The sequence below is a fragment of the Pseudomonas sp. FH4 genome (assembly GCF_000510915.2).
Taxonomy (GTDB): Bacteria; Pseudomonadota; Gammaproteobacteria; order Pseudomonadales; family Pseudomonadaceae; genus Aquipseudomonas; species Aquipseudomonas brenneri.
In genome coordinates this window covers 303,639-325,140 of record NZ_AOHN01000007.1, presented here as the reverse complement: position 1 = coordinate 325,140, position 21,502 = coordinate 303,639, and the positions used below count along the sequence as shown (strand labels likewise).

The 21,502-nt window shown below is 59.1% G+C and carries 14 protein-coding genes and 1 pseudogene; 9 read left to right on the top strand and 6 right to left on the bottom strand.

Annotated elements, in window-relative coordinates; genetic code table 11:
* Positions 1-106: 106 nt before the first annotated feature.
* From leuA to H097_RS06265, 5 genes are all read right to left on the bottom strand, one after another.
* On the bottom strand, positions 107-1,786 hold the full coding sequence (leuA, locus tag H097_RS06285; RefSeq protein WP_032858288.1) for a 2-isopropylmalate synthase: 1,680 nt from the start codon (positions 1,784-1,786) through the stop codon (positions 107-109).
* Positions 1,787-2,165: 379 nt separating this feature from the next.
* On the bottom strand, positions 2,166-6,326 hold the full coding sequence (locus H097_RS06280) for a membrane-targeted effector domain-containing toxin (RefSeq protein WP_050593311.1): 4,161 nt from the start codon (positions 6,324-6,326) through the stop codon (positions 2,166-2,168).
* 232 nt (positions 6,327-6,558) lie between these two features.
* Positions 6,559-7,380 carry a peptidoglycan DD-metalloendopeptidase family protein gene (locus tag H097_RS06275; RefSeq protein ID WP_032858287.1) on the bottom strand — a complete coding sequence of 274 codons (822 nt, stop codon included), beginning with the start codon at positions 7,378-7,380 and terminating at the stop codon, positions 6,559-6,561.
* Between the two features lie 3 nt (positions 7,381-7,383).
* A complete protein-coding gene (gene xseA / locus H097_RS06270; protein ID WP_032858286.1) occupies positions 7,384-8,763 on the bottom strand; it encodes an exodeoxyribonuclease VII large subunit in 1,380 nt (459 codons plus the stop codon).
* A 30-nt stretch (positions 8,764-8,793) separates the two neighbouring features.
* Positions 8,794-9,684 carry a LysR family transcriptional regulator gene (locus H097_RS06265; RefSeq protein WP_032858285.1) on the bottom strand — a complete coding sequence of 297 codons (891 nt, stop codon included), beginning with the start codon at positions 9,682-9,684 and terminating at the stop codon, positions 8,794-8,796.
* A gap of 99 nt (positions 9,685-9,783) precedes the next feature.
* Between H097_RS06265 and H097_RS06260 the strand changes: the two genes are divergently transcribed.
* The 6 genes from H097_RS06260 (at position 9,784) to H097_RS06235 (ending at position 17,203) form a co-directional block, all read left to right on the top strand.
* Complete coding sequence (locus tag H097_RS06260; protein WP_032858284.1) at positions 9,784-10,551, top strand: sulfite exporter TauE/SafE family protein; 768 nt, start codon at positions 9,784-9,786, stop codon at positions 10,549-10,551.
* Between the two features lie 141 nt (positions 10,552-10,692).
* Positions 10,693-11,241 carry a hypothetical protein gene (locus H097_RS06255; protein ID WP_032858283.1) on the top strand — a complete coding sequence of 183 codons (549 nt, stop codon included), beginning with the start codon at positions 10,693-10,695 and terminating at the stop codon, positions 11,239-11,241.
* 218 nt (positions 11,242-11,459) lie between these two features.
* Complete coding sequence (gene guaB / locus H097_RS06250; protein WP_003209646.1) at positions 11,460-12,929, top strand: IMP dehydrogenase; 1,470 nt, start codon at positions 11,460-11,462, stop codon at positions 12,927-12,929.
* Positions 12,930-13,010: 81 nt separating this feature from the next.
* Complete coding sequence (gene guaA / locus H097_RS06245; protein ID WP_032858282.1) at positions 13,011-14,588, top strand: glutamine-hydrolyzing GMP synthase; 1,578 nt, start codon at positions 13,011-13,013, stop codon at positions 14,586-14,588.
* A 368-nt stretch (positions 14,589-14,956) separates the two neighbouring features.
* The gene (locus tag H097_RS06240; RefSeq protein WP_032858281.1) at positions 14,957-16,051 is read left to right on the top strand and encodes an alkene reductase; all 1,095 of its coding nucleotides are present in this window, start codon (positions 14,957-14,959) and stop codon (positions 16,049-16,051) included.
* 63 nt (positions 16,052-16,114) lie between these two features.
* On the top strand, positions 16,115-17,203 hold the full coding sequence (locus H097_RS06235) for an alpha/beta hydrolase (RefSeq protein ID WP_223232759.1): 1,089 nt from the start codon (positions 16,115-16,117) through the stop codon (positions 17,201-17,203).
* Between the two features lie 74 nt (positions 17,204-17,277).
* On the opposite strand, the gene treR is transcribed toward H097_RS06235, so the two are convergent.
* Positions 17,278-17,982 carry a trehalose operon repressor gene (gene treR, locus H097_RS06230; RefSeq protein WP_032858279.1) on the bottom strand — a complete coding sequence of 235 codons (705 nt, stop codon included), beginning with the start codon at positions 17,980-17,982 and terminating at the stop codon, positions 17,278-17,280.
* 79 nt (positions 17,983-18,061) lie between these two features.
* Between treR and H097_RS28625 the strand changes: the two are divergent.
* From H097_RS28625 to treC, 3 genes and pseudogenes are all read left to right on the top strand, one after another.
* A pseudogene (locus tag H097_RS28625) lies at positions 18,062-18,175 on the top strand (outer membrane lipoprotein carrier protein LolA); the annotation flags it as partial.
* Positions 18,176-18,298: 123 nt separating this feature from the next.
* Positions 18,299-19,741 (top strand): PTS system trehalose-specific EIIBC component, encoded by a 1,443-nt coding sequence (gene treP, locus H097_RS06225; protein WP_032858277.1) that lies wholly within the window; start codon positions 18,299-18,301, stop codon positions 19,739-19,741.
* Between the two features lie 64 nt (positions 19,742-19,805).
* Positions 19,806-21,452, top strand: a complete 1,647-nt coding sequence (gene treC / locus H097_RS06220; RefSeq protein WP_032858276.1) for an alpha,alpha-phosphotrehalase — start codon at positions 19,806-19,808, stop codon at positions 21,450-21,452.
* Positions 21,453-21,502: the final 50 nt, after the last annotated feature.

The following is a 21,502-nucleotide window of genomic DNA, read 5'->3' as shown; positions in this document are numbered from 1 at the left end:
CTGTAGGAGCGGGCTTGCCCGCGATGAGGCCATCAGCATCACCACCACTCCAAAGTAAAAGGCCCCTGGGTTCTCACCCAGGGGCCTTTTGCATTGCGGCAGGCTGTTACGCCGCTTTCGCTTCCAACTGGCTCAACGAGCGGTTCAGCGCGCTGAACACCGCCTTGAAGCTGGCCGTGGTGATGTTTTCATCGATCCCCACGCCATGCACCGGACGCTCGCCATTCACGCGCAGCTCGATGTAGGCCGCGGCCTTGGCGTTAGTCCCCGCGCCGATTGCATGTTCGTTATAGTCCATGATCTCGACACCAATCGGCAGGCCGGCTACCAGCGCTTCCAGCGCGCCGTTGCCCTTGCCGTGCCAGCGCAGGTTGGTTTCGCCCTGGCCCTTGCCGGAGACTTCAACTTCTACCGAGCTGTTGCCGTTTTCTTCCTGCAAGCGGTGGCTGACCAGCGCGTACGGGGTATTGGCTTGCAGGTATTCACGCTGCAACAGCGCGTGGATCTGCGAGGCAGTCATCTCCAGGCCTACGCGGTCGGTTTCGGCCTGTACCACCTGGCTGAACTCGATCTGCATGCGGCGTGGCAAGCTGATGCCATATTCCTGTTCCAGCAGGTAAGCGATACCGCCCTTGCCCGACTGGCTATTGACGCGGATCACCGCCTCGTAGCTGCGGCCAATGTCGGCCGGGTCGATTGGCAGGTACGGCACTTCCCACAAGGTATCCGGTTTCTGCTGGGCGAAGCCCTTGCGGATCGCGTCCTGGTGGGAGCCGGAGAATGCGGTGTGGACCAGGTCGCCAACATACGGGTGACGTGGGTGTACCGGGATCTGGTTGCACTCCTCGACCACTTTGCGCACGCCGTCGATGTCGGAGAAGTCCAGCTCAGGGTTTACGCCCTGGGTGTAGAGGTTCAGCGCCACGGTGACGAGATCGACGTTACCCGTACGCTCGCCGTTGCCGAACAGGCAGCCTTCGACACGATCGGCACCCGCCATCAGGCCCAGCTCGGTGGCGGCGACGCCAGTGCCACGGTCGTTGTGGGTGTGCAGGCTGATGATCACGCTGTCACGACGGTTGATATGGCGACCGAACCATTCGATCTGGTCGGCATAGATGTTCGGCGTGGCGCATTCCACGGTGGCCGGCAGGTTGAGGATCATCTTGTGCTCGGGCGTCGGGTTCCACACCTCGATCACCGCGTCACACACTTCCTTGGCGAACTCAAGCTCAGTGGCGCTGAAGGTCTCTGGCGAGTACTCGAAGGTCCACTGGGTTTCCGGCTGCTGGGCGGCGTACTTGACGAACAGCTTGGCGGCGTCAACCGCGATGGCCTTGATCCCGTCCTTGTCCTGGTTGAACACGATACGACGGAAGGACGGCGAGGTGGCGTTGTACAAATGCACGATGGCCTTTTTGGCACCGCGCAGGGATTCGAACGTACGCGCGATCAAGTCTTCACGGCCCTGGGTCAGCACCTGGATGGTGGTGTCCTCGGGGATGTGGTTGTCTTCGATCAGGGTGCGCACGAAGTCGAAGTCGGTTTGCGATGCGGCTGGGAACGAGGCTTCGATTTCCTTCACACCGACGGCGACCAGGGTTTTCCAGAAGCGCAGTTTCTTCACCGCATCCATGGGCTCGATCAGCGACTGGTTGCCATCACGCAAGTCGGAGCTGCACCAGATTGGCGCGCTGGTGATGGTCTTCGACGGCCAGGTGCGGTCCGGGATATCAATGGTCGGGAATGCGCGGTATTTCGAAGACGGGTCTTTGAGCATGCTCATCAGAAGAATCCTTGTTGTAGGGCCGAAAAGAGGCGGCCTGCCAGAAAGCGTTTATTAGGGATGCAAATCGGGGACGAGGCAGATCGATTCAGCCTGGCAGTCGTGCGCTGACAAGGCACAGGCTGCGGTGCTGACGAAGCTGAATGAGGGTATGAGAGGTTTTCATGGGTTTAACCCTAACCGCGGGAAGGGAGGATGGCAAGCAGCTGGGAAAAATTGAGATAAACTCCATCGTTTATGAAATAAGCGAGATTTTATTGTGTGAATATTTTGCTTTGTTTGTTTTTATTGCTTTGTATTTCTAAGGTGCGCAATCGGTTTGGCGGCAGACCATGAGATTTTCAAACCCCATGGTCGTTGCCAATACGACGGTCTTCGGCTAGAGCGTCAGTTTGTCGATGTTGTAGTCGATATGAATATCTCCCACAGGCTCCGGCATGCTGGTGCCTCGTATGATCTTCAGTGGCGGCGGCGGGGTATGGGGCGGGTGGCTGACTGTGCTCGTCGTACCTTTGATGGACGGGGAGAGAGAAATTCCCACGCCTCCCGTCAACTCAGAGACACCCGGAATATTGTCATAAGTGTTGATATGCGCTTTACCGAGCAGTGCCACGAACTTTTCTCCAGTCGGGGTCTGCTTGATGATTTGCGTGGCGGCATAGTTGAACTCTGCCAGACGGTCATCGGTGAAACGTACATTGTTTATCCTGGATTTGAGGTTGTCTGTATGCATGGTCAACTCACGATGTTCAAGGCCGATGACCTTGATATCGTGGGCCTCGGCGGCCTTGATGACATCTGCGAACGTTGGGCTGTTCGGTGTATAGGCCTGCTCATAAGATCGCGGCCAGGCGTACACGGCATCAGCGGGGGTATAGGCTCCGGAGCCAAAACCGGGAGCGCCTTGCAGAAATGGCGCATTTTCCAGATAAATGACAGTGACGCCGTTATTTTTGAAGTGCTGCATCTGATCGATCAGGAACTGAAAACCGACCGGTTCGTCATGGACTTCGCCGAACACCAGCCCCCTGACGCCAGGTTGTGACAGCGTGCTCTGGATGACGCTCTTGGGTGTGTCACTGGCGCCCAGTGGTTGAAGCAGAGGGCGTACAGGCATCTGGCCCGAGGCCTGGCTGGCGTAAAACTCATCCATGTCTCGCCTGAACCAGCGCCGCAGTTGTCCGGTAACAGCGGGGTTTCCATTAAAGTCACCGGCTGCAACGCCCTTGATCACGCGGTCCATATACTCATCAAGTGGTGGTGCATGTTTTCGCCTGTTTCCTCCCGGCAATTGACTCAACCGCCATTCCCCGCTCTCTGTCGATTGCATGAACGCCACATTTCTGATGGTTTTCGGCGCATCCAGCGGTGCATTGGGGTCAACAATATTCACCTGGCCATATCTGGCCTTGAACGCTGAATCAATTTGATAAGGCTTGTTGATTCCAGTGCTGTCGGTGAAGCGGATGTACCAGTTTTCGCCGGCCTGATAAATGCCGTCGGCTCTGGGTTGGATGTCCTTGAGGACTTCTTCGGGGACGCTGTAGGCGCTGAGGTCTCGCATGGGGATAGCGGTGGGAGCGTCGGGCAGAACCTGGGAAAACCGGATGCCCACGCTCGTTGAAGGGACGACGGGAGGGATAGGTGGCTTGGGCGCAAACTCTCCTGGTATCGATAGCGATCTGGTCGACGGTGCCCGTACAGTTGGCGCTGAGACCGTGCTGAAGACTGGGCGCAAGGGGGCGCTCGGTGCGTGGGGAAGGCCTGAGGCGTGGGTGGTAAAGTCCGCGTAAAGTTGGGCCCGGACACCTTTGTTCAATAGTCCGCCGGGCAATTGCCAGGCATGGGTCCGTATGGTTTTCAGCGCGGCCTTGACTAACCGATTGCCGAACTTGACCACGGTAGAAACGCCGCGGCCGATAACCGGGAGCAAGTCCAGGAAAATCGTAGCTACTTCGATGCCAAACATAATTTTGTTACGTGTCGATTGGGTGGCCACTTCTGCGCTGCTGGTTGATTGAAAGTCGGCTTTGTCGATCAGCAAGCGTGACAGTTGGCTGTACATCTCATCGTGGATATTCGTAGGTATCGGCGTAAGGGTGGCGAGGCCAGCGTGACGCTTGCCAATATTGCCGGTCGCATGGGCTAGTTCGACGAAATCGGAACCAAGACTCTGGGAGAACTTTTTTATCGACTCCGTGGTTTTTTCGAAGTCGTTTTTTTCTATCGGTGATTTCCTGCTGGCGGTGTAGGCCTTCCATTCTTTCTTATCCAACAGCGTCGTCAAAGCCTCCAGGTTGGGCAACTCACGGAACGACAACCCATCAGGAGCCCCCGGTGTGTAGAGCACCAGGGATGAATCGGTGTTGTTGCCGATGACCATCGTGCCACGCACAGGCTGGCCAAGTTGGGCCAGGGTATTGGCGACAATGTTTTGCCCGTCCACCTGAGGGCGATTGGTCGGGGCTGGATAATCAAGGATCGTTTGAATCCACTGCATACCCCGCTTCGAGGTGGTATCCGTGGTGGCTTTAGCCTGGAACCCATCAGGGTTGAGTTGCGCCAGGAAGGCTTCTTTCTCCATCAACTCCGAGTGGTTGGCTTTCCAGGCATTGCGCAAGTCTGCGGCGGGGCCGGACTCTGCATCGGTCGCCATGCGCCCCTCAAGTAGCTTGGTGTATTCGCCGCCTACATCTGCGTCGTTGAGCAGGGTCTTGAGTTGTTGCATATCGAGAATGACCGGTAGCCCCTGACTATCCAGGATGGGGGAGCCCTGGGTGTCCAGCAGCGGAAGAGTCATGGTGGTTTTGGTGTGCTTGTTGCTCTCGCCTGTTTCCCAGTGGGTTGGGTTCTTCAGGGCCAGGTCGCTCAATGACAGGTAGGTCGTCGTGGTTGAGGGTTGCTGTGGAATACCTGAACGACCGAGGTGGAAACGTGTTTGGGTGACCACCTTTACCTTCAATTGGTCGGCATCCATATTTGTCAGAGGGTAGGCGTCTTTGATGGCGCCATTCATTTTTGTTCTGGAGAAGCTCGACAGGCTTGGAATCTTTTCCATGAGAGAGGCAAGTTTGGCGGTACTCTTTTCTTCTTTGCTTTCCAAGTGATTAAAGATTGTTTCTTGCGCGGGGCTGAGGTTCCTCAACCAGTCCGGCTGTTTTTTTTCGGCGAGCTTTTCGTTCCGCACGAGCATCGCGTTGGTGCCGTCGACTTGGGCTGACCAGTCTGCGGCTTCATCCAAGGCATCCATCAACTTCGGATCCTGTAACGGGTTGGTGGCCGGTGGGTTGTCAGACGTAAAGGTCTTGGTCAGGACAGTGTCGACTTCAGCCGCCTGGCGCTTGAGCAGCAAAGGTATCCCTTCGGCCAGCACATCCCCCGCCAGGGGGGTGGCCCCGAGCATCAGATCATCTCCCGTCGGCGGTGAGGCGCGGTTTTGCACCGGCAGCGGCAGGCTTTGCCTCAGCAGTTCGGCGCCGGGGCCGCCACTGTCAAGTCGTTGCACCAAGGCTTGGCGTAGCAGTGCTGGCGTTGCGAACTCCTCGAAACCTTCGCTGGGCGTATAGAGCACCACGGGACCGTTCTGCTCGTTGAGCGTGATTGCCCGGTTGCTCCCCGGTGATGTCAGAGTGTCAGCCGATGACCCATCGTTGCTGGTGATCATGAATGCACCGGCGAAGGCCGCTCCGTGTTCGCTGCCATCATCAATGGTGATGGGGTACACGCCGGGTCTTGTTCCGGTGGGCAGGTTGCTTTCCCGTTCTTCGAGTGTGGGGTAGCGCAATGCGCTGTCGACCAACTGTTTACTCGCCGGGCTCAGTGTACCGTCCATCACACGCAGGGCTGCCAGGGTCGACAGTTGTTGCTTGTGCATCCACAGCAGTTGTTCCAGGGGCGAGTGTGGGCTTTTGGGCGGGCCGGGTGTTGTCCAGTATTCCAGGAGTGCCCGTGGAAAGTCATTGGCAATAGCTCGGGCGAGGGTGTGCAGTGAGTCTGAGGCCTGGAGGGTATCGGTGGCGGTGGGCTGGGTCGTGAATTGGACCCTGACGTCCGGCTCTTCGATAAACCGTTCGGCCGGATTGGCATGAATCTCCCTGATTGCCCTGCCGAGGGCCTTCATGAGGGGCTCTGAAGATAGCAACGTATTGCCACGGTATCGGTTGAAGGAAATTTTGTCCGGGTCGACAGGGGCCAGTTTGGGAAACGCTTGCGCTATCCGTGCCTGCAGGAAATGTGCGAAGCCGGGTTGTTGATCTTGCAGTGCGGCCATGTTGTTCGCGAGTGTGGCGTACTGTTCGCTCAGTAACTGTTGGTCGCCGACCTTGAAGTGGTCCGAGAGTGGGCTACGCAGGGCGGTAGCGGGTCTTATGCCCGATGACTTGACTGACAGATTGTCCAGACCCCTAACGGAGGAGCGGCTCTTGGTAACTGCGGATGGGATGCCCGGATCGCTGGCCTGGTGAGCCGGCGGTGATTCTTCAGAGGGGGTCGGGGCAAGAAACGGTTGGGGCGCGATGGATTGAGGTGCAGAGATAGTCATCAAAGGAACTCCAAAAGGCTTGCTTTAGGTGTCCTTGCGCGCAGGTTGTCTTCCCTGGAATTCGAGGAGTGGGTGATGAGTCAACCCCTGGGGGTTCCTTAAAAAATGTAAGAGCATGGCCGAGCACTGCACCGAATTCGGAGCAGTCATCGTTGAGAGGGGGGCAGGTTGCTGCGTAGAGGTCTGCCGCTTAATGCAAGCGGCATGTTTTGCAGTATGTGAGGTCAGGTGTTTAAGGCTGGAAGGCCCCGATAAAAATCGCTGGGTCGACCCGAGCGTCATTGAGGCTGACATTCCAATGCATATGCGGCCCGGTTGCTCGGCCCGTCGAACCGACTTTGCCGACCACGGCCCCACGTACCAATGGCTGGCCCACCTTCACATCAATCGTCGACATATGGCAGAACATGCTGATAAAGCCCTGGCCATGGTCGACAAACACGGTATTGCCGTTAAAGAAGTAGTTGCCGATCAGGATCACCTTGCCGTTGGCCGGGGTCTTGATCGGCGTGCCTGCGGGCACCGCAAAGTCCAGGCCGGAATGCGGGTTGCGCTCCTCGCCATTGAAGAACCGGCGTACCCCGAACTTGCTCGACAGCGGCCCGTTCACCGGCTTGTCCAGCACCAGGTTGCTCGGGATATTCGGGCTGAAGGTGCGGTAGGCCTTGATCTGCACAGCCAATTCGCTTTCGATGCGCTTGAGTTGTGCGGGCGCTGGGTTTACCTGGCTTTTGTTCTTCAGGGTGATGCGTTGCTCCGGGTATTTCTTGAAGCCGACGATGAACGGCAGGTTGCGCCCGCCGCTGCTGATCTGGTGGTTGCCCGGCTTGATGGTCAGCGGGATGCCGACGATGGCCAGCCAATTGTCCTGTTCCTTGACCACCAGCACCGGTTTGCCCTGATAGGTCGCTTTCGGTGGTGTGGCCGCAGCGCCCAGTTCGACCACTGCCACGCCACCCGGCACCGGTTTGTTCAGCACGCGGGTGATGTAGCTGTCGGCATGGGCGGTGAAGGTCAGGCACAGCAGCATCAGCAAACTTGAAATACGCAGCATGAATCAATCCAGTAAAGAGAGGGTGACAGGGGTGAGGTGGTTGTCTTCCACCCGCACCTGCAACTGGCCTTCGCCGAGGCGCGCAGTAAGGCGCTGACCGGTATGGGTTTGCGCAGCATCGCGAATGGCTTGGCCGCGCTCATCCAGCAAAATGCTGTAGCCGCGCCCCAGGGTCGCCAGCGGGCTGACGACGTGCAGGGTTTGCACCTGGCTTTGCAGTTGCAGGCGCCGGGCCTTGAGGCCTTCGCGCATGGCCCGCGGCAGGCGTTCGGCGAGACTGTCCAGGCGCTGGCGCAGCAGCGCCAGTTGCCGCCCCGGATGCTGGCCGGCCAGGCGGGTTTCCAGGCGGATCAGGCGTTCGCGCCGGGTGTTGAGATTGCGCTCGAAAGCCCGACGCAGGCGCATATCCAGGTCGTCCAGGCGCTGTGCCTGCTGGCGCAAACGCTCGCCGGGATGGCGCAGGCGCCGGGCCATGCCTTCCAGGCGCAGGCGGTCATGGACCAGGCGATTGCGCATCAGCATCACCAGGCGCCGGTGCAGGCTATCGACCTGGCGCACCAGGTTGCTGGAGTCCGGCGCCAGCAATTCGGCGGCGGCGGAGGGCGTTGGTGCGCGCACGTCGGCCACGAAGTCACTGATGGACACATCGGTCTCATGGCCGACCGCACTGACGATGGGCGTTACGCAAGCATCAATGGCACGTGCCACGGCTTCTTCGTTGAAACACCAGAGGTCTTCCAGTGAGCCGCCACCACGGGCCAGGATCAGCGCATCAAAACCACGGGCATCCGCCAGTTTGAGGGCGCGGACAATCTGCGCGACGGCTTCACGGCCTTGCACGGCGGTGGGGATCAGGGTCAGTTGTACGTTCGGTGCACGGCGCTGGAACACGCTGATGATGTCGCGAATAACCGCGCCGGTCGGTGAGCTGATAATGCCGATCCGTCGCGGATGGGCCGGCAGCGGCACCTTGCGCTCGGCACTGAACAGGCCTTCGGCGCTGAGCTTTTCCTTCAGCGCATCGAAGGCCAGGCGCAGCGCACCGTCGCCGGCCGGCTCCACGGTGTCGAGGATCAATTGGTAGTCGCCACGGCCCTCGAACAGCGAGACCTTGCCGCGCACCTTGACCGCCAGGCCATCCTTGAGCGCCTGGCGTACCCGCGCGGCGTTATTGCGAAACAGCGCGCAACGCACCTGCGCGCCGCTGTCCTTGAGGGTGAAGTACACATGACCGGAGGCCGGGCGGGCGAGGTTGGAGATCTCGCCTTCGACCCAGATATTGGTGAACACGTCTTCGAGCAACACCCGCGCACGGCCGTTGAGCTGGCTGACAGTCAGGACTTCGCGGTCCAGGCCCAGGCGGGCAAACGGGTCTTTAATCATGGGAGGAGATCTTTAGTCATGGGCGGCAGTTTATAGGCATTCGCCCAGTGTTTGACAGAACTGCGCAACCAACGCGCTCGGCGCCTGCGCGCAGGCCAGGGCCACGGTGCTGTGGCAATCGGGGTCGGCCAGGGGTAGGAAGTGAATGCTGGCTGGAGCTATGTCGCGCATCGACTCGGGCAGCAGGGCAATGCCAAACCCGGCCTGAATCAATTGCAACTGGGTGGTTTTGCGCGACATCACCCGCGCGGCCTTGGGGAAAAATCCGGCACGCATGCACAACTCTGCTGACAGATAGCTCAGGCCACCGCGTTGCGGATGCGGGATCGAGATAAAGGCCTCGTCCTTCAATTGCGCCAGTTCAATGGCCGATGAGTGTCGGGTCAAAGGATGAGCGGGCGGGACTGCCAGCAACAGCGGCTCCTTATATAAAGGCATGATGTGTACCCCTTCGCGCTGGCGCAGCACCGGCAAGCGCAGCAGGCCAACCTCCAGCCGCCCATCGGCAATGTCTTCCAGCTGCGCCTCAGAGGACAGCTTGACGATATCCATCGACACACCGGGGCACTGTTCCAGCCAGGCGCTGATCCCACGCAGCACGCGCCCGCTCATCGGCACGGTGCTGGAGTGGCTCAGGCGCAGGGTGCCAAGCTGGCCGTGGCCCACTTGGGTCGCCAGCTCGCTGGCCTTGTGCAACTCGCCCAGCAGGTTGCGTGCTCGTGGATAAAACGCTTCGCCTGCGGCTGTCAGCCTCGGTTGGCGGGCGGTGCGCTCGAACAGCGGGGTTTGCAGGAGGTTTTCCAGCTCCTTGATCTGTCGGCTGAGGGCCGATTGCGCGACAAACAGGCGCTCGGCGGCGGCGCTGAAGCTGCCGCTTTCAGCGATTTCAACGAAATAACGCAGTTGCCGGGTGGAAATCACGAGTCATGCCTTTTCGAGATAGGTGGAGGGCTTTGAAGATATTAGTCGCAACCCAGCGCTTTGGCTAAAGTGATGGCCATCTCGAACAAGGAATACGTCATGAGCCTGGTTGAACTGATGAGTCAGTGGTCTTTTAGCAGTGTTGACTGGCTGGTGATCGGCCTGGGGATTGCCCTGGCCTATATCGTGTTTGGCATCGCCGGCTTCGGCACGGCGCTGGTGGCCGGGCCGATCCTGATTGTGTTCATGCCGCTGTCGAAGATCATCCCGTTGCTGGTGTTGCTGGATTTTGTCGCGGCCTTCGGCAACCTTCTGCAATCGCGGCGGGAGGTGGTCAAGCCGGAGCTGTTGCGGTTGCTACCGTGCATGGCGATTGGCTGCACCCTCGGCGTGATCTTTTTGCTCAACCTGCATTCGGACCTGTTGTTGCTGTTGATGGGCGTGTTTATCAGCACCTACGCCATCTACAGCCTGGCGATAAAGGCCAAGCCCACCGCCCTGGCTGCCGGCTGGGCGGTGCCGATGGGGGTGGTGGGTGGATTGTTTGGGGCCTTGTTTGGTAGCGGTGGCTTTTTATATGCGATCTACCTCAACAGCCGTTTGCCCAAGGACCCGGCCCGGGCGACCCAAAGTGCATTGATCAGCGCCAGCACCGTGGTGCGCCTGAGTTTGTTTTTGATCGCCGGGGTGTATGCCGAATTGCCGTTGCTGATGTTGGCGGTGTGTTTGCTGCCAGCGATGGCCTTGGGGCTGTGGCTTGGGCGCCGGTTGACCCTGCGCATGTCCCGCGAGGCGTTTGTGCGGCTGGTGACGTGGTTGGTGCTGGCCAGTGGCATAGCTTTGATTGGGCGGTACTTGAGTACTTGACCTGTGTGGGGCAGGGATTAAGCTGCCAGCCTTCAGGGCCTCTTCGCGAGCAAGCCCGCTCCCACATTCCTGTAGGAATGCAGTCGAATGTGGGAGCGGGCTTGCTCGCGAAGGCGCCAGACGCCACACCGCAGGACTCCCATGAATTCCCAAAGCATCCTTGTCCCGAAAATCTCCACCTTGCCCGTCCACGAACCCCGCGCCCGGGCCATCGTGCGCTGGCTGGTGCGCAAGAACATCATCAAGGAAGAGTTGAGCACCTGTGGCCGTACCGGTAACCGCATGGGTTATGCCTTGGCCGACGGTGCGCGTGCCGTGGTGCTGCACCCCGAGGCGCTGCCGTTCAACGAGCCGGTCAACGGGCTGGAAATCATCTACAAACGCTGCATCTATACCCCGGCCAAGGGTTTTCTCGAAGAAGCCGGCTGCCCGGAGTGCCGCAAGGAAGTTGGCGAGGCACTGTTCGAAAGCCTGGAAGACTGGATGCCCGGCCATACCGATAACTTCACCTGCCCGTTGTGTGGGCATGAGGACGACATCAACGGTTTCCTGTTCCTGCAGGAGTGTGGTTTCTCCAACCTGGGCTTCATCTTCAACAACTGGGCGGAGGCGGGGTTCAAGCAGAGCTTTATCGACGAGTTTGCCGACTGGCTCGACCAGAAAATCAGCTGGGTCAAAGTCGAACTGTAGGAGCGAGCTTGCTCGCGAAAATCGTCAACGATAATGCGGGCGGTCTGTTTGTAACGCGGCGCCCTGGCGTTCTTCGCGAGCAAGCTCGCTCCTACAGAAAAGCCGCGTGGTTTATCCATCTATCAGTATTACCAAGTTTGTCAGAGTTTTACATTGAGCCTGGCAGGGTGCATGTATATAATGGCGCGCTTCCATTTTCCCGCTCGGGAGCCCCCGCGATGCTGCGTATCAGCCAAGAAGCTCTGACATTCGACGACATTCTCCTAGTGCCCGGTTATTCCGAGGTGCTTCCTAACGAAGTCAGTCTCAAGACCCGCCTAACCCGTGGCATCGAGCTGAATATTCCCCTGGTTTCCGCTGCCATGGACACCGTCACCGAAGCCCGTTTGGCAATCGCCATGGCTCAGGAAGGCGGCATCGGCATCATCCACAAGAACATGACCATCGAGCAGCAAGCTGCCGAAGTGCGCAAGGTCAAGCGTTACGAAGCCGGTGTGGTGAAAGATCCGATCACCATCGAAGCCGACGCCACCGTGCGTGACTTGTTCGACCTGACCCGCCTGCACAACATCTCCGGTGTTCCTGTGCTGCACGATGGCGACCTGGTTGGCATCGTCACTTCCCGTGACGTGCGTTTCGAAAACCGTCTTGAAGTCACCGTCCGCGAAGTGATGACGCCCAAAGAGCGCCTGGTCACGGTCAAGGAAGGCGCCGACAAGAACGATGTGCGTGAACTGCTGCACAAGCACCGCATCGAGCGCGTGCTGATCGTCGACGACAAATTCGCCCTCAAGGGCATGATGACCGTCAACGACATCGAAAAAGCCAAGGCCTACCCGCTGGCCAGCAAGGACGATCAAGGTCGTCTGCGCGTGGGCGCTGCCGTTGGTACCGGTAAAGACACCGGCGACCGCGTTGCGGCCCTGGTCGCTGCCGGTGTTGACGTGGTGGTGGTCGACACTGCCCACGGTCACTCCAAAGGCGTGATCGACCGCGTACGCTGGGTCAAGCAGAACTTCCCTGACGTGCAGGTGATCGGCGGCAACATCGCCACCGGCGCTGCCGCCAAGGCCCTGGCCGAAGCCGGCGCTGACGCAGTCAAGGTCGGTATCGGCCCTGGCTCGATCTGCACCACGCGTATCGTCGCAGGTGTAGGCGTGCCGCAAATCAGCGCCATCGCCAATGTCGCCGCTGCCCTTGAAGGCACTGGCGTACCGTTGATCGCCGACGGCGGCATCCGTTTCTCCGGTGACCTGTCCAAGGCCATCGTTGCCGGTGCTTCCTGCGTGATGATGGGTTCGATGTTCGCCGGTACCGAAGAAGCGCCGGGCGAGATCGAACTGTTCCAGGGCCGTTCGTACAAGGCTTACCGCGGCATGGGTTCGCTGGGCGCCATGTCCCAGGCCCAAGGCTCGTCCGACCGTTACTTCCAGGATTCCTCGGCAGGCGCCGAGAAGCTCGTACCGGAAGGCATCGAAGGCCGTGTGCCGTACAAGGGCACCCTGAGCGCCATCATCCATCAACTGATGGGCGGCTTGCGTTCCTCGATGGGCTACACCGGCAGCGCCGACATCGAAGAAATGCGCACCAAGCCCGAGTTCGTACGGATCACCGGCGCCGGCATGGCTGAATCCCATGTCCACGACGTGCAGATCACCAAGGAAGCGCCGAACTACCGCGTAGGTTGAGGCTTCCAGCAAAACGTTAAGTAACCGGGGCTGTTCTTTCAGCCCCGAGTTGTTTCTGATTCATTAGACGAGACTGACTTCATGGCCCTCGACATTCACGCCCACCGCATCCTGATCCTCGACTTCGGCTCCCAGTACACCCAACTGATCGCGCGCCGCGTGCGTGAAATCGGCGTGTACTGCGAACTGCATCCGTTCGACATGGACGACGAAGCGATTCGCGAATTCGCCCCAAAAGGCGTCATCCTCGCCGGTGGCCCCGAGTCCGTGCACGAAGCCAACAGCCCACGCTGCCCACAAGCCGTATTTGACCTGGGCGTACCGGTCTTCGGCATCTGCTACGGCATGCAGACCATGGCCGAGCAACTGGGCGGCAAGGTCGAAGGCTCCGAACTGCGTGAATTCGGCTATGCCCGTGTGGACGTGGTCGGCAAGAGCCGCCTGCTGGACGGTATCGAAGACCACGTTGACACTGACGGCCTGTTCGGCCTCGACGTGTGGATGAGCCACGGTGACAAAGTCACCAAGATGCCGGAAGACTTCCACATCCTGGCCAGCACCCCGAGCTGCCCGATTGCCGGCATGTTCAACGACGAGCGCGGCTACTACGGCGTGCAGTTCCACCCGGAAGTGACCCACACCAAGCAAGGCGGGCGCATCCTGTCGCGCTTTATCCTCGACATCTGCGGTTGTGAAGCCCTGTGGACCCCGTCGAAAATCGCTGAAGACGCCATCGCCAACGTGCGCGCCCAGGTTGGTACCGATAACGTGCTGCTCGGCCTGTCCGGCGGCGTTGACTCCTCGGTGGTTGCTGCGCTGCTGCACAAAGCCATCGGCGACCAACTGACCTGCGTATTCGTCGACAACGGCCTGCTGCGCCTGCACGAAGGCGAGCAAGTGATGGCCATGTTTGCTGAGAACATGGGCGTCAAAGTGATCCGCGCCAACGCCGAGGACCAGTTCCTCAACAACCTGGCCGGCGAATCCGACCCAGAGAAGAAGCGCAAGATCATTGGCCGTACCTTCATCGACGTTTTCGATGCCCAGGCCACCAGCCTGGACAACATCAAGTACCTCGCCCAGGGCACCATCTACCCAGACGTGATCGAGTCGGCTGGCGCCAAGAGCGGCAAGGCCCACGTGATCAAGTCCCACCACAACGTGGGTGGCCTGCCTGAGGAAATGAACCTCAAGCTGGTAGAACCGCTGCGCGAACTGTTCAAGGACGAAGTCCGCCGTCTGGGCCTGGAACTGGGCCTGCCGTATGACATGGTCTACCGCCACCCATTCCCGGGCCCGGGCCTGGGCGTGCGCATCCTCGGTGAAGTGAAGAAGGAATACGCCGACCTGCTGCGTCGTGCCGACCACATCTTCATCGAAGAACTGCGCAAGGCCGACTGGTACCACAAGGTCAGCCAGGCCTTCGTGGTATTCCAACCGGTGAAATCGGTTGGCGTGGTCGGTGATGGCCGTCGTTACGCCTGGGTCGTGGCACTGCGTGCGGTAGAAACCATCGACTTCATGACCGCCCGTTGGGCACACCTGCCGTACGAACTGCTGGAGACTGTCAGCGGCCGTATCATCAATGAGATCGAAGGTATTTCGCGCGTTACTTATGACGTGTCGAGCAAGCCGCCGGCGACCATTGAGTGGGAATGACCCCCTTAACCTCAGCGTCTATTGCCACTGTGTAGAACAGGTTGGCGATGACGCTGGCACCGATCGGGAGGGCTAATCGTGGCCTTCCTGTTCTCTGTCAAATCTTGATCCTGCAACATTCCCCCTCCCTCCTGCGTTTCCCCATTCTGATCCCTCGGTGATTGTGCTGTAGGGCATATCGTCATGGCCTTTGCGCCAAAAACACCGCCTGCCTGACCTGGAGCGTATTTCGATCGACGCCACGGGTATGTCTTTGATCGCAATAAATGTATTGATCACTAAAAAATAATTGACGAATGCATCGTAATGGATATTACATAGTGATCACTATATTAATGGTGTGAACGTTCTCCAGGAGTTGCTTCATCATGTCTAAAAAGCTCTACAGCCCATTGCCGGTTGGCCCGGTTTTATTGCCCAATCGCCTGGTCATGGCACCGATGACTCGTTCTCGTGCGGCACAACCTGGTGACATACCAGTGGAAATCAACGCGACTTACTACGCACAACGTGCCAGTGCCGGTTTGATTATCAGTGAGGGGACTCAGGTCTCACGGCAGGGCCAGGGCTATGCCTATACCCCTGGGATTTTCAGCCCTGAACAGTTGGCGGGCTGGAGAACGGTTACCGATGCGGTCCACGCGGCGGGAGGTCGAATTGCTGCCCAGCTTTGGCATGTGGGGCGGATGTCCCATGGGTCGATGCAGTTGGAAGGTGAAAAGCCATTGGCGCCTTCGGCGATAACTGCCAAGGCCCAGGTTTTCGTGAGTGATATGAAGGGGGGCGGCACCATGGCGCCTGCCGCCGAACCGCGTGAAATGACCGTGCAAGACTTCAAGCAAGTCCGCCAGGAGTTTGTCCAGGCTGCTCGCGCGGCGCTGAGTGCCGGGTTTGACCTGGTGGAAATGCATGGCGCCAATGGCTATCTGTTCGACCAGTTTCTGGCCACGGGCAGCAACCGACGAACAGACGACTATGGCGGGAGCGTGGAAAACCGTGCGCGATTTCTGCTCGAAACCCTCGATGCCATGATTGCGGTCGTGGGCGCCGAACGTATCGGGTTGCGGTTGTCGCCGTGGGGGTCGATCAATGATATTCAAGATGATGAGCCTGAGGCGATGACCTTGTATCTGGCCGGTCAACTGCAACAGCGCGGCCTGGCGTATTTGCATATTGCCGAGTGGGAGTGGGCGGGCGGTGCCCCTTATCCGCAAGGTTTTCGCGAGCGCCTGCGTGCCGCTTTCAATGGGCCACTGATTGTTTGCGGTAACTATGACGGCGCGCGTGCCGAGGCGATCCTCCAGGCAGGCCTGGCCGATGCGGTGGCTATTGGGCGGCCATTTATTGCAAACCCTGATCTGGTGCAGCGGATCCACGAGGGGGCATCACTGAGCGTTGCAGATCAATCCACGTTCTACGGTGGCGGTGCGGCTGGCTACATCGACTATCCGACGCTCTCCTAGCAGCCTGACACTCTCCTTCTAGCTGAATTCCCCCATTCGACGGCCGCCAGCAGGGCGCTATTGATGGTGTTCGCCGATCTTTTGACCTGGACCTACAAAATCATGAAAAAAGTCTTATCAGCAGTCCTTTTATCTTCCTTGCTGGCCGGCCCATCCTTGTCGTGGGCGGGATACGATCCGGCGATGAAGTCAATCGACACACCACCCAGTGTGTCTCGCCAGCAGTTTGATACGGTCAAGAATAATCATCTGGGCCAGTATCAATATGGTGCCGGGCTGTCGAGCAAGTTTATCGATGTCGACGGCACGCGTATTCACTATGTCGAAGGCGGCAGCGGTGGGACCCCGGTGGTCTTTCTCCACGGCTTTGGTTCCACCTGGAAGATGTGGGAGCCGGTGATGCAGGCCTTTGCCAGGAACCGTACGGTGATTGCCGTTGATCTGCCCGGCCTTGGGCAGTCGGGTCCGATCAAGGGCGACGACTATTCGGCTGAGAATGTCTCCAGGATCCTGTTGGGCGCGGTGAAAAAGATCACCCCGGCGCAGTCCATCGACTTCGTCAGCCATGATCTGGGCAACTCCGCCTCATACCCGTTCGTGGCCCGCAACCAGGGTAGCTTCATCAAGAAGGTGGTGTTCATGGATTCGCCGATTCCCGATCGGGATATGTTCACCTACCCAGGCTATACCCCGTCAGGCCCGGGGCTCGGTTGGCACTTTGGCTACTTCAGCTTCGGTGATATTGCCGAGAAGCAAATTGCTGCCGATCCAAGCCTGTTTTTCTCGTACTTCATCAAAACCTACGCGGGCAAAAAAGAGGTGTTCACCCCTGAGTTGCTCAGTGAGCTGATCGAGCCTTATTCGACCCGCGAGCGGCTGCACGCTGCGTTTGGTTACTACAAGTCTCATGCAGACTCGATTGCACAGAACGAGAAGTTGCTGGCTGACGGCAAGTTGCTGAAGATCCCGTCGATGGCGCTCACCGGTCAGCAAGGGGTCAACGATGTGCTGACCAAGGAAATGGCCGCTCGTTTTGTCAGTGATCCTTCGCAACACACGGGCAAAATCCTGCCGGGCTGCGGTCATTGGATGGTCGAGGAGTGTGCGCCGCAAGTCACTGCCGAGTTGAGCCGCTTTCTTGGTAAACCTTGATCACTGAGTGATGCCGCGATGTGCAGGTCGCCCATGGCCACCTGTGCATCGCTTGTACTTGACGGGATCCGGCTCTATCGCCGCGCAATATCTGAAAAGTAAAACTTATCCAACGTATGCCGCGACTCGGTGTACTCGAACTGCCGCCCATCCTGCAAAAACGTCTGGTTACTCACCACGATCACATGGCTTTGCCCGTCGAGGTCCAGGTGCGCCTGGTCGTCCTTGCTGCGGGGCAGGGCCTCGATGGTGCGTTGGGCGTAGCTGATCTGCAACTGCAACGTCTGCTCGATAAACGCATAGATCGACTGCTCGGCAATCGTCTGGTCCAGGCCCGGGATCAGATCGGCGACGAAGTGGTTGATGTCGAGGATCACCCGTTTGCCGCCGATGCGCCGTACCCGCTTGATGCGGGTGATCAGGGTGCCGGGCTCGGCCTCGATATGTTGCAGCAGCGAGCCTTCCAGAGGCAATTGAGTGAATTCGACTACTTCGGTGCGTACGTCATCGCCCAGGTCGGCGTGGGTTTCGTGGAAGCTGACGATGCCGCCCAGTTGAAACTCAATCGGGTTTGGCGACAGCACGAACGTCCCCTTGCCGTGAATCTTTTGCGCGAATCCACGTTCCTGCAACTGCTCGATGGCCCGGCGCACGGTGCCGCGGCTGGCCTGGTAGGTATCCATCAACTCCGTTTCGGAGGGCAGGCGGGTGCCGCGTTGCAGGCGTTCGGTGGTGATGCTGGCAAGCAGATCAGTGTAGATCTGGTTGTATTTACTCATGGGAATGGCTCTGTGCCGCGATTGCATTCAAGGCAGGAACCTTAGAGGCAGAGGTGGGGTTTGTCCATCAGCCCCTCGGATATCGCAAATCCCTGTAGGCGCGAGCTTGCTCGCGAAAATCGTTAACGATAACGCGAAAAAACTGACACCCCGTGTTGCCCTCAGGTTCTTCGCGAGCAAGCTCGCTCCTACAGAAAAGCGCTCATTCGATATTTTTGTAACTCGTCTGTACGAGTTATTGCTTTAACTCGTACAGACGAGTACTTTTGCCCTCGGCATGCTGCCAATAACAAGAATCTAAAGTGGAAGAACAAGCATGAGCCACGATTACCCCAACATCGCCCGCGAGATTCTGCAGAACCTCGGTGGCAGCGACAACCTTGAGCAAGCGGCCCACTGCGTGACGCGCCTGCGCCTGGCCCTCAAGGACCCGAGCCTGGTCAACGCCAGTGCGCTGAACCAGGTCGATCTGGTCAAGGGCTCGTTCTTTACCGGCGGCCTGTTCCAGATTGTCATCGGCCCTGGCGAGGTGGAAAAGGTCTACGCCGCCCTGCGCGAACAGACCGGCCTCGGCGTCTCGACCATCGCCGACGTGAAGAAAGCCGGTGGCGACAAGACCAACCCCATGCAACGCCTGGTGCGGGTGTTCTCCGATGTGTTCATGCCGATCCTGCCGGCGCTGATCATTGCCGGCCTGTTGATGGGTGTGAACAACCTGATGGGCGCCAAGGGCATGTTCATCGAGGGCCAGACGCTGCTGGAGGCCTATCCGAACCTGGATGGTCTGTGGAGCCTGATCAACCTGATGGCCAACACGTCGTTTGTGTTCTTGCCGGCGTTGGTGGGCTGGTCGGCGGCCAAGCGCTTTGGTGGCAGTGAAATCCTCGGCATCGTGCTCGGCCTGATGCTGGTGCACCCAGACTTGCTCAACGCCTGGAACTACGGCAAGGCCGTGGCCGGGCTCGACGGCCAGAGCCTGCCGTATTTCGATATTCTGGGCTGGTTCCAGATCGAGAAGGTTGGCTACCAGGGCCAGATCCTGCCGATCCTGATGGCCGCCTACGTCATGAGCGTGATTGAAAAATGGCTGCGGGCGCGGGTGCCGAACGCCATCCAATTGCTGGTCGTGCCGATCACCACCATCGTCGTCACCGGGGTGCTGGCGCTGGCGATCATCGGCCCGGTGACCCGTCACCTCGGCATCCTGATCACCGAAGGCGTGGTCACGCTGTTTGACCTGGCGCCGATGGTTGGCGGGGCGATTTTCGGCCTGTTGTATGCACCGCTGGTGATCACCGGCATGCACCACATGTTCCTCGCCGTGGACCTGCAACTGATCTCCACCCAGGGCGGTACGTTTATCTGGCCGATGATCGTCATGTCCAACCTGGCGCAGGGCAGCGCGGCCCTCGGTGTGTTCTACATGAGCCGCAATGCGCGGGATAAAAGCATGGCCTCGACCTCGGCGGTTTCCGCCTATTTCGGCATCACTGAGCCGGCCATGTTTGGGGTGAACCTGCGCTTCAAGTTTCCGTTCTATGCCGCGTTGCTGGGCTCGGCCCTGGGCAGCATTTTCCTCTCGCTGAACAAGGTCCAGGCCTCGGCCATCGGTGTGGGTGGCTTGCCTGGGTTTATCTCGATCATCCCGCAGTACATCCCGATGTTTGTGATCGGCATGGCGGTGGCGATTGTGGTGCCGTTTGTCTTGACCTGTGGGTTGAGCATGAAGATTGTCCGGCCGGGTTATCGCGTCGCCTGATCGATCGCTTTCGCGAGCAAGTCCGCTCCCACATTTGATCGCATTCCAAGTTGAAGGAGTCCCCATGCAAGACTGGCAACACTCGGTGATCTACCAGATCTACCCCAAAAGCTTCCACAGCCACGTGGGTAACGCCACCGGTGACCTGCTGGGTATCGTGGACAAACTCGACTACCTCCAGTGGCTGGGCGTCGACTGCCTGTGGATCACCCCGTTCCTGCGCTCGCCCCAGCGTGACAACGGCTACGACATCAGTGACTACTACGCCATCGATCCCAGCTACGGGACCATGGCCGACTGCGACCTGCTGATCCGCGAAGCGGCCAAGCGCGGCATCAAGCTGATGCTGGACATTGTGGTCAACCACACCTCCATCGAGCACGAATGGTTCCAGCAGGCGCGCAGCAGCCTCGATAACCCGTACCGCGACTTCTACATCTGGCGCGACCAGCCGAACAACTGGGAATCCAAGTTCGGCGGTTCGGCCTGGGAATACGAGGCACAGACCGGCCAGTACTTCCTGCACCTGTTCGACCACACCCAGGCCGATCTCAATTGGGACAACCCCAAGGTGCGTGCCGAGGTCTACAAACTCATGCGCTTTTGGCGTGACAAAGGCGTCGGCGGTTTCCGCCTGGACGTGATCAACCTGATCTCCAAGCCGGCGGATTTCCCCGAAGACCGCAGTGACGGTCGCCGTTTCTACACCGACGGCCCCAACGTGCATGAGTACTTGCAGGAAATGCACCGCGAGGTGTTCGAAGGCCACGACCTGATTAACGTCGGCGAGATGTCGTCCACCAGCCTGGAACACTGCATTCGCTACTCTCGCCCGGAGTCGAAAGAGCTGTCGATGACCTTCAACTTTCATCACCTGAAGGTCGATTACCCGAACCTGCAAAAGTGGGTGCGCGCCGACTTTGACTTTCAGCAACTCAAGCAAATTCTCTCTGACTGGCAGTTGGGCATGCAGGCCGGCGGCGGCTGGAATGCGCTGTTCTGGTGTAACCACGATCAGCCACGGGTGGTCTCGCGGTTTGGCGATGACGGCGAGCACCGCGTGGTCTCGGCCAAGATGCTCGCCACCGCGTTGCACTTTCTCCAGGGCACGCCGTTTGTGTACCAGGGCGAAGAGCTGGGGATGACCAATCCAGGCTTCGACACCATCGAGCAGTACCGCGATGTGGAGACCTTGAACATCTATCGCCTCAAGCGCGATGCCGGTGAGTCCGAGGCGTCGAGCATGGCCGCGATCATGCAGAAATCCCGCGACAACGGCCGCACGCCGATGCAGTGGAACAGCCAGGCCAATGCCGGTTTCAGCAGCGCTGAGCCGTGGATCGGCATCCCTGCCAATGCGGCGCAGATCAATGTCCAGAGCCAGCTGGATGACCCGGATTCGGTGTTGCATCACTACCGTGCGCTGATCGCCTTGCGGCGCCTTGAACCGCTGATCCAAGAGGGCGTTTACCGCCAGTTGCTGCAGGATCACCACAAGGTCTGGGTGTATCTGCGCGAAGGCCATGGCGAGCGCCTGCTGGTGCTGAACAACTTCTATGGCCAGCCCTGCGAAATCCTGCTGCCTAGAAACGTGATCAGTGCGGCGAGCGCGCAACGCCAGTTGATCAGCAACTATCCCGACTGCCCGGTGCGCACAGACACGCTCACGCTGCGCCCTTACGAATCGGTTGTGCTGCACCTGACCGACTGACATTCCCCTTTTTGTAGGAGCGAGCTTGCTCGCGAAAAATTTCAAAGCGC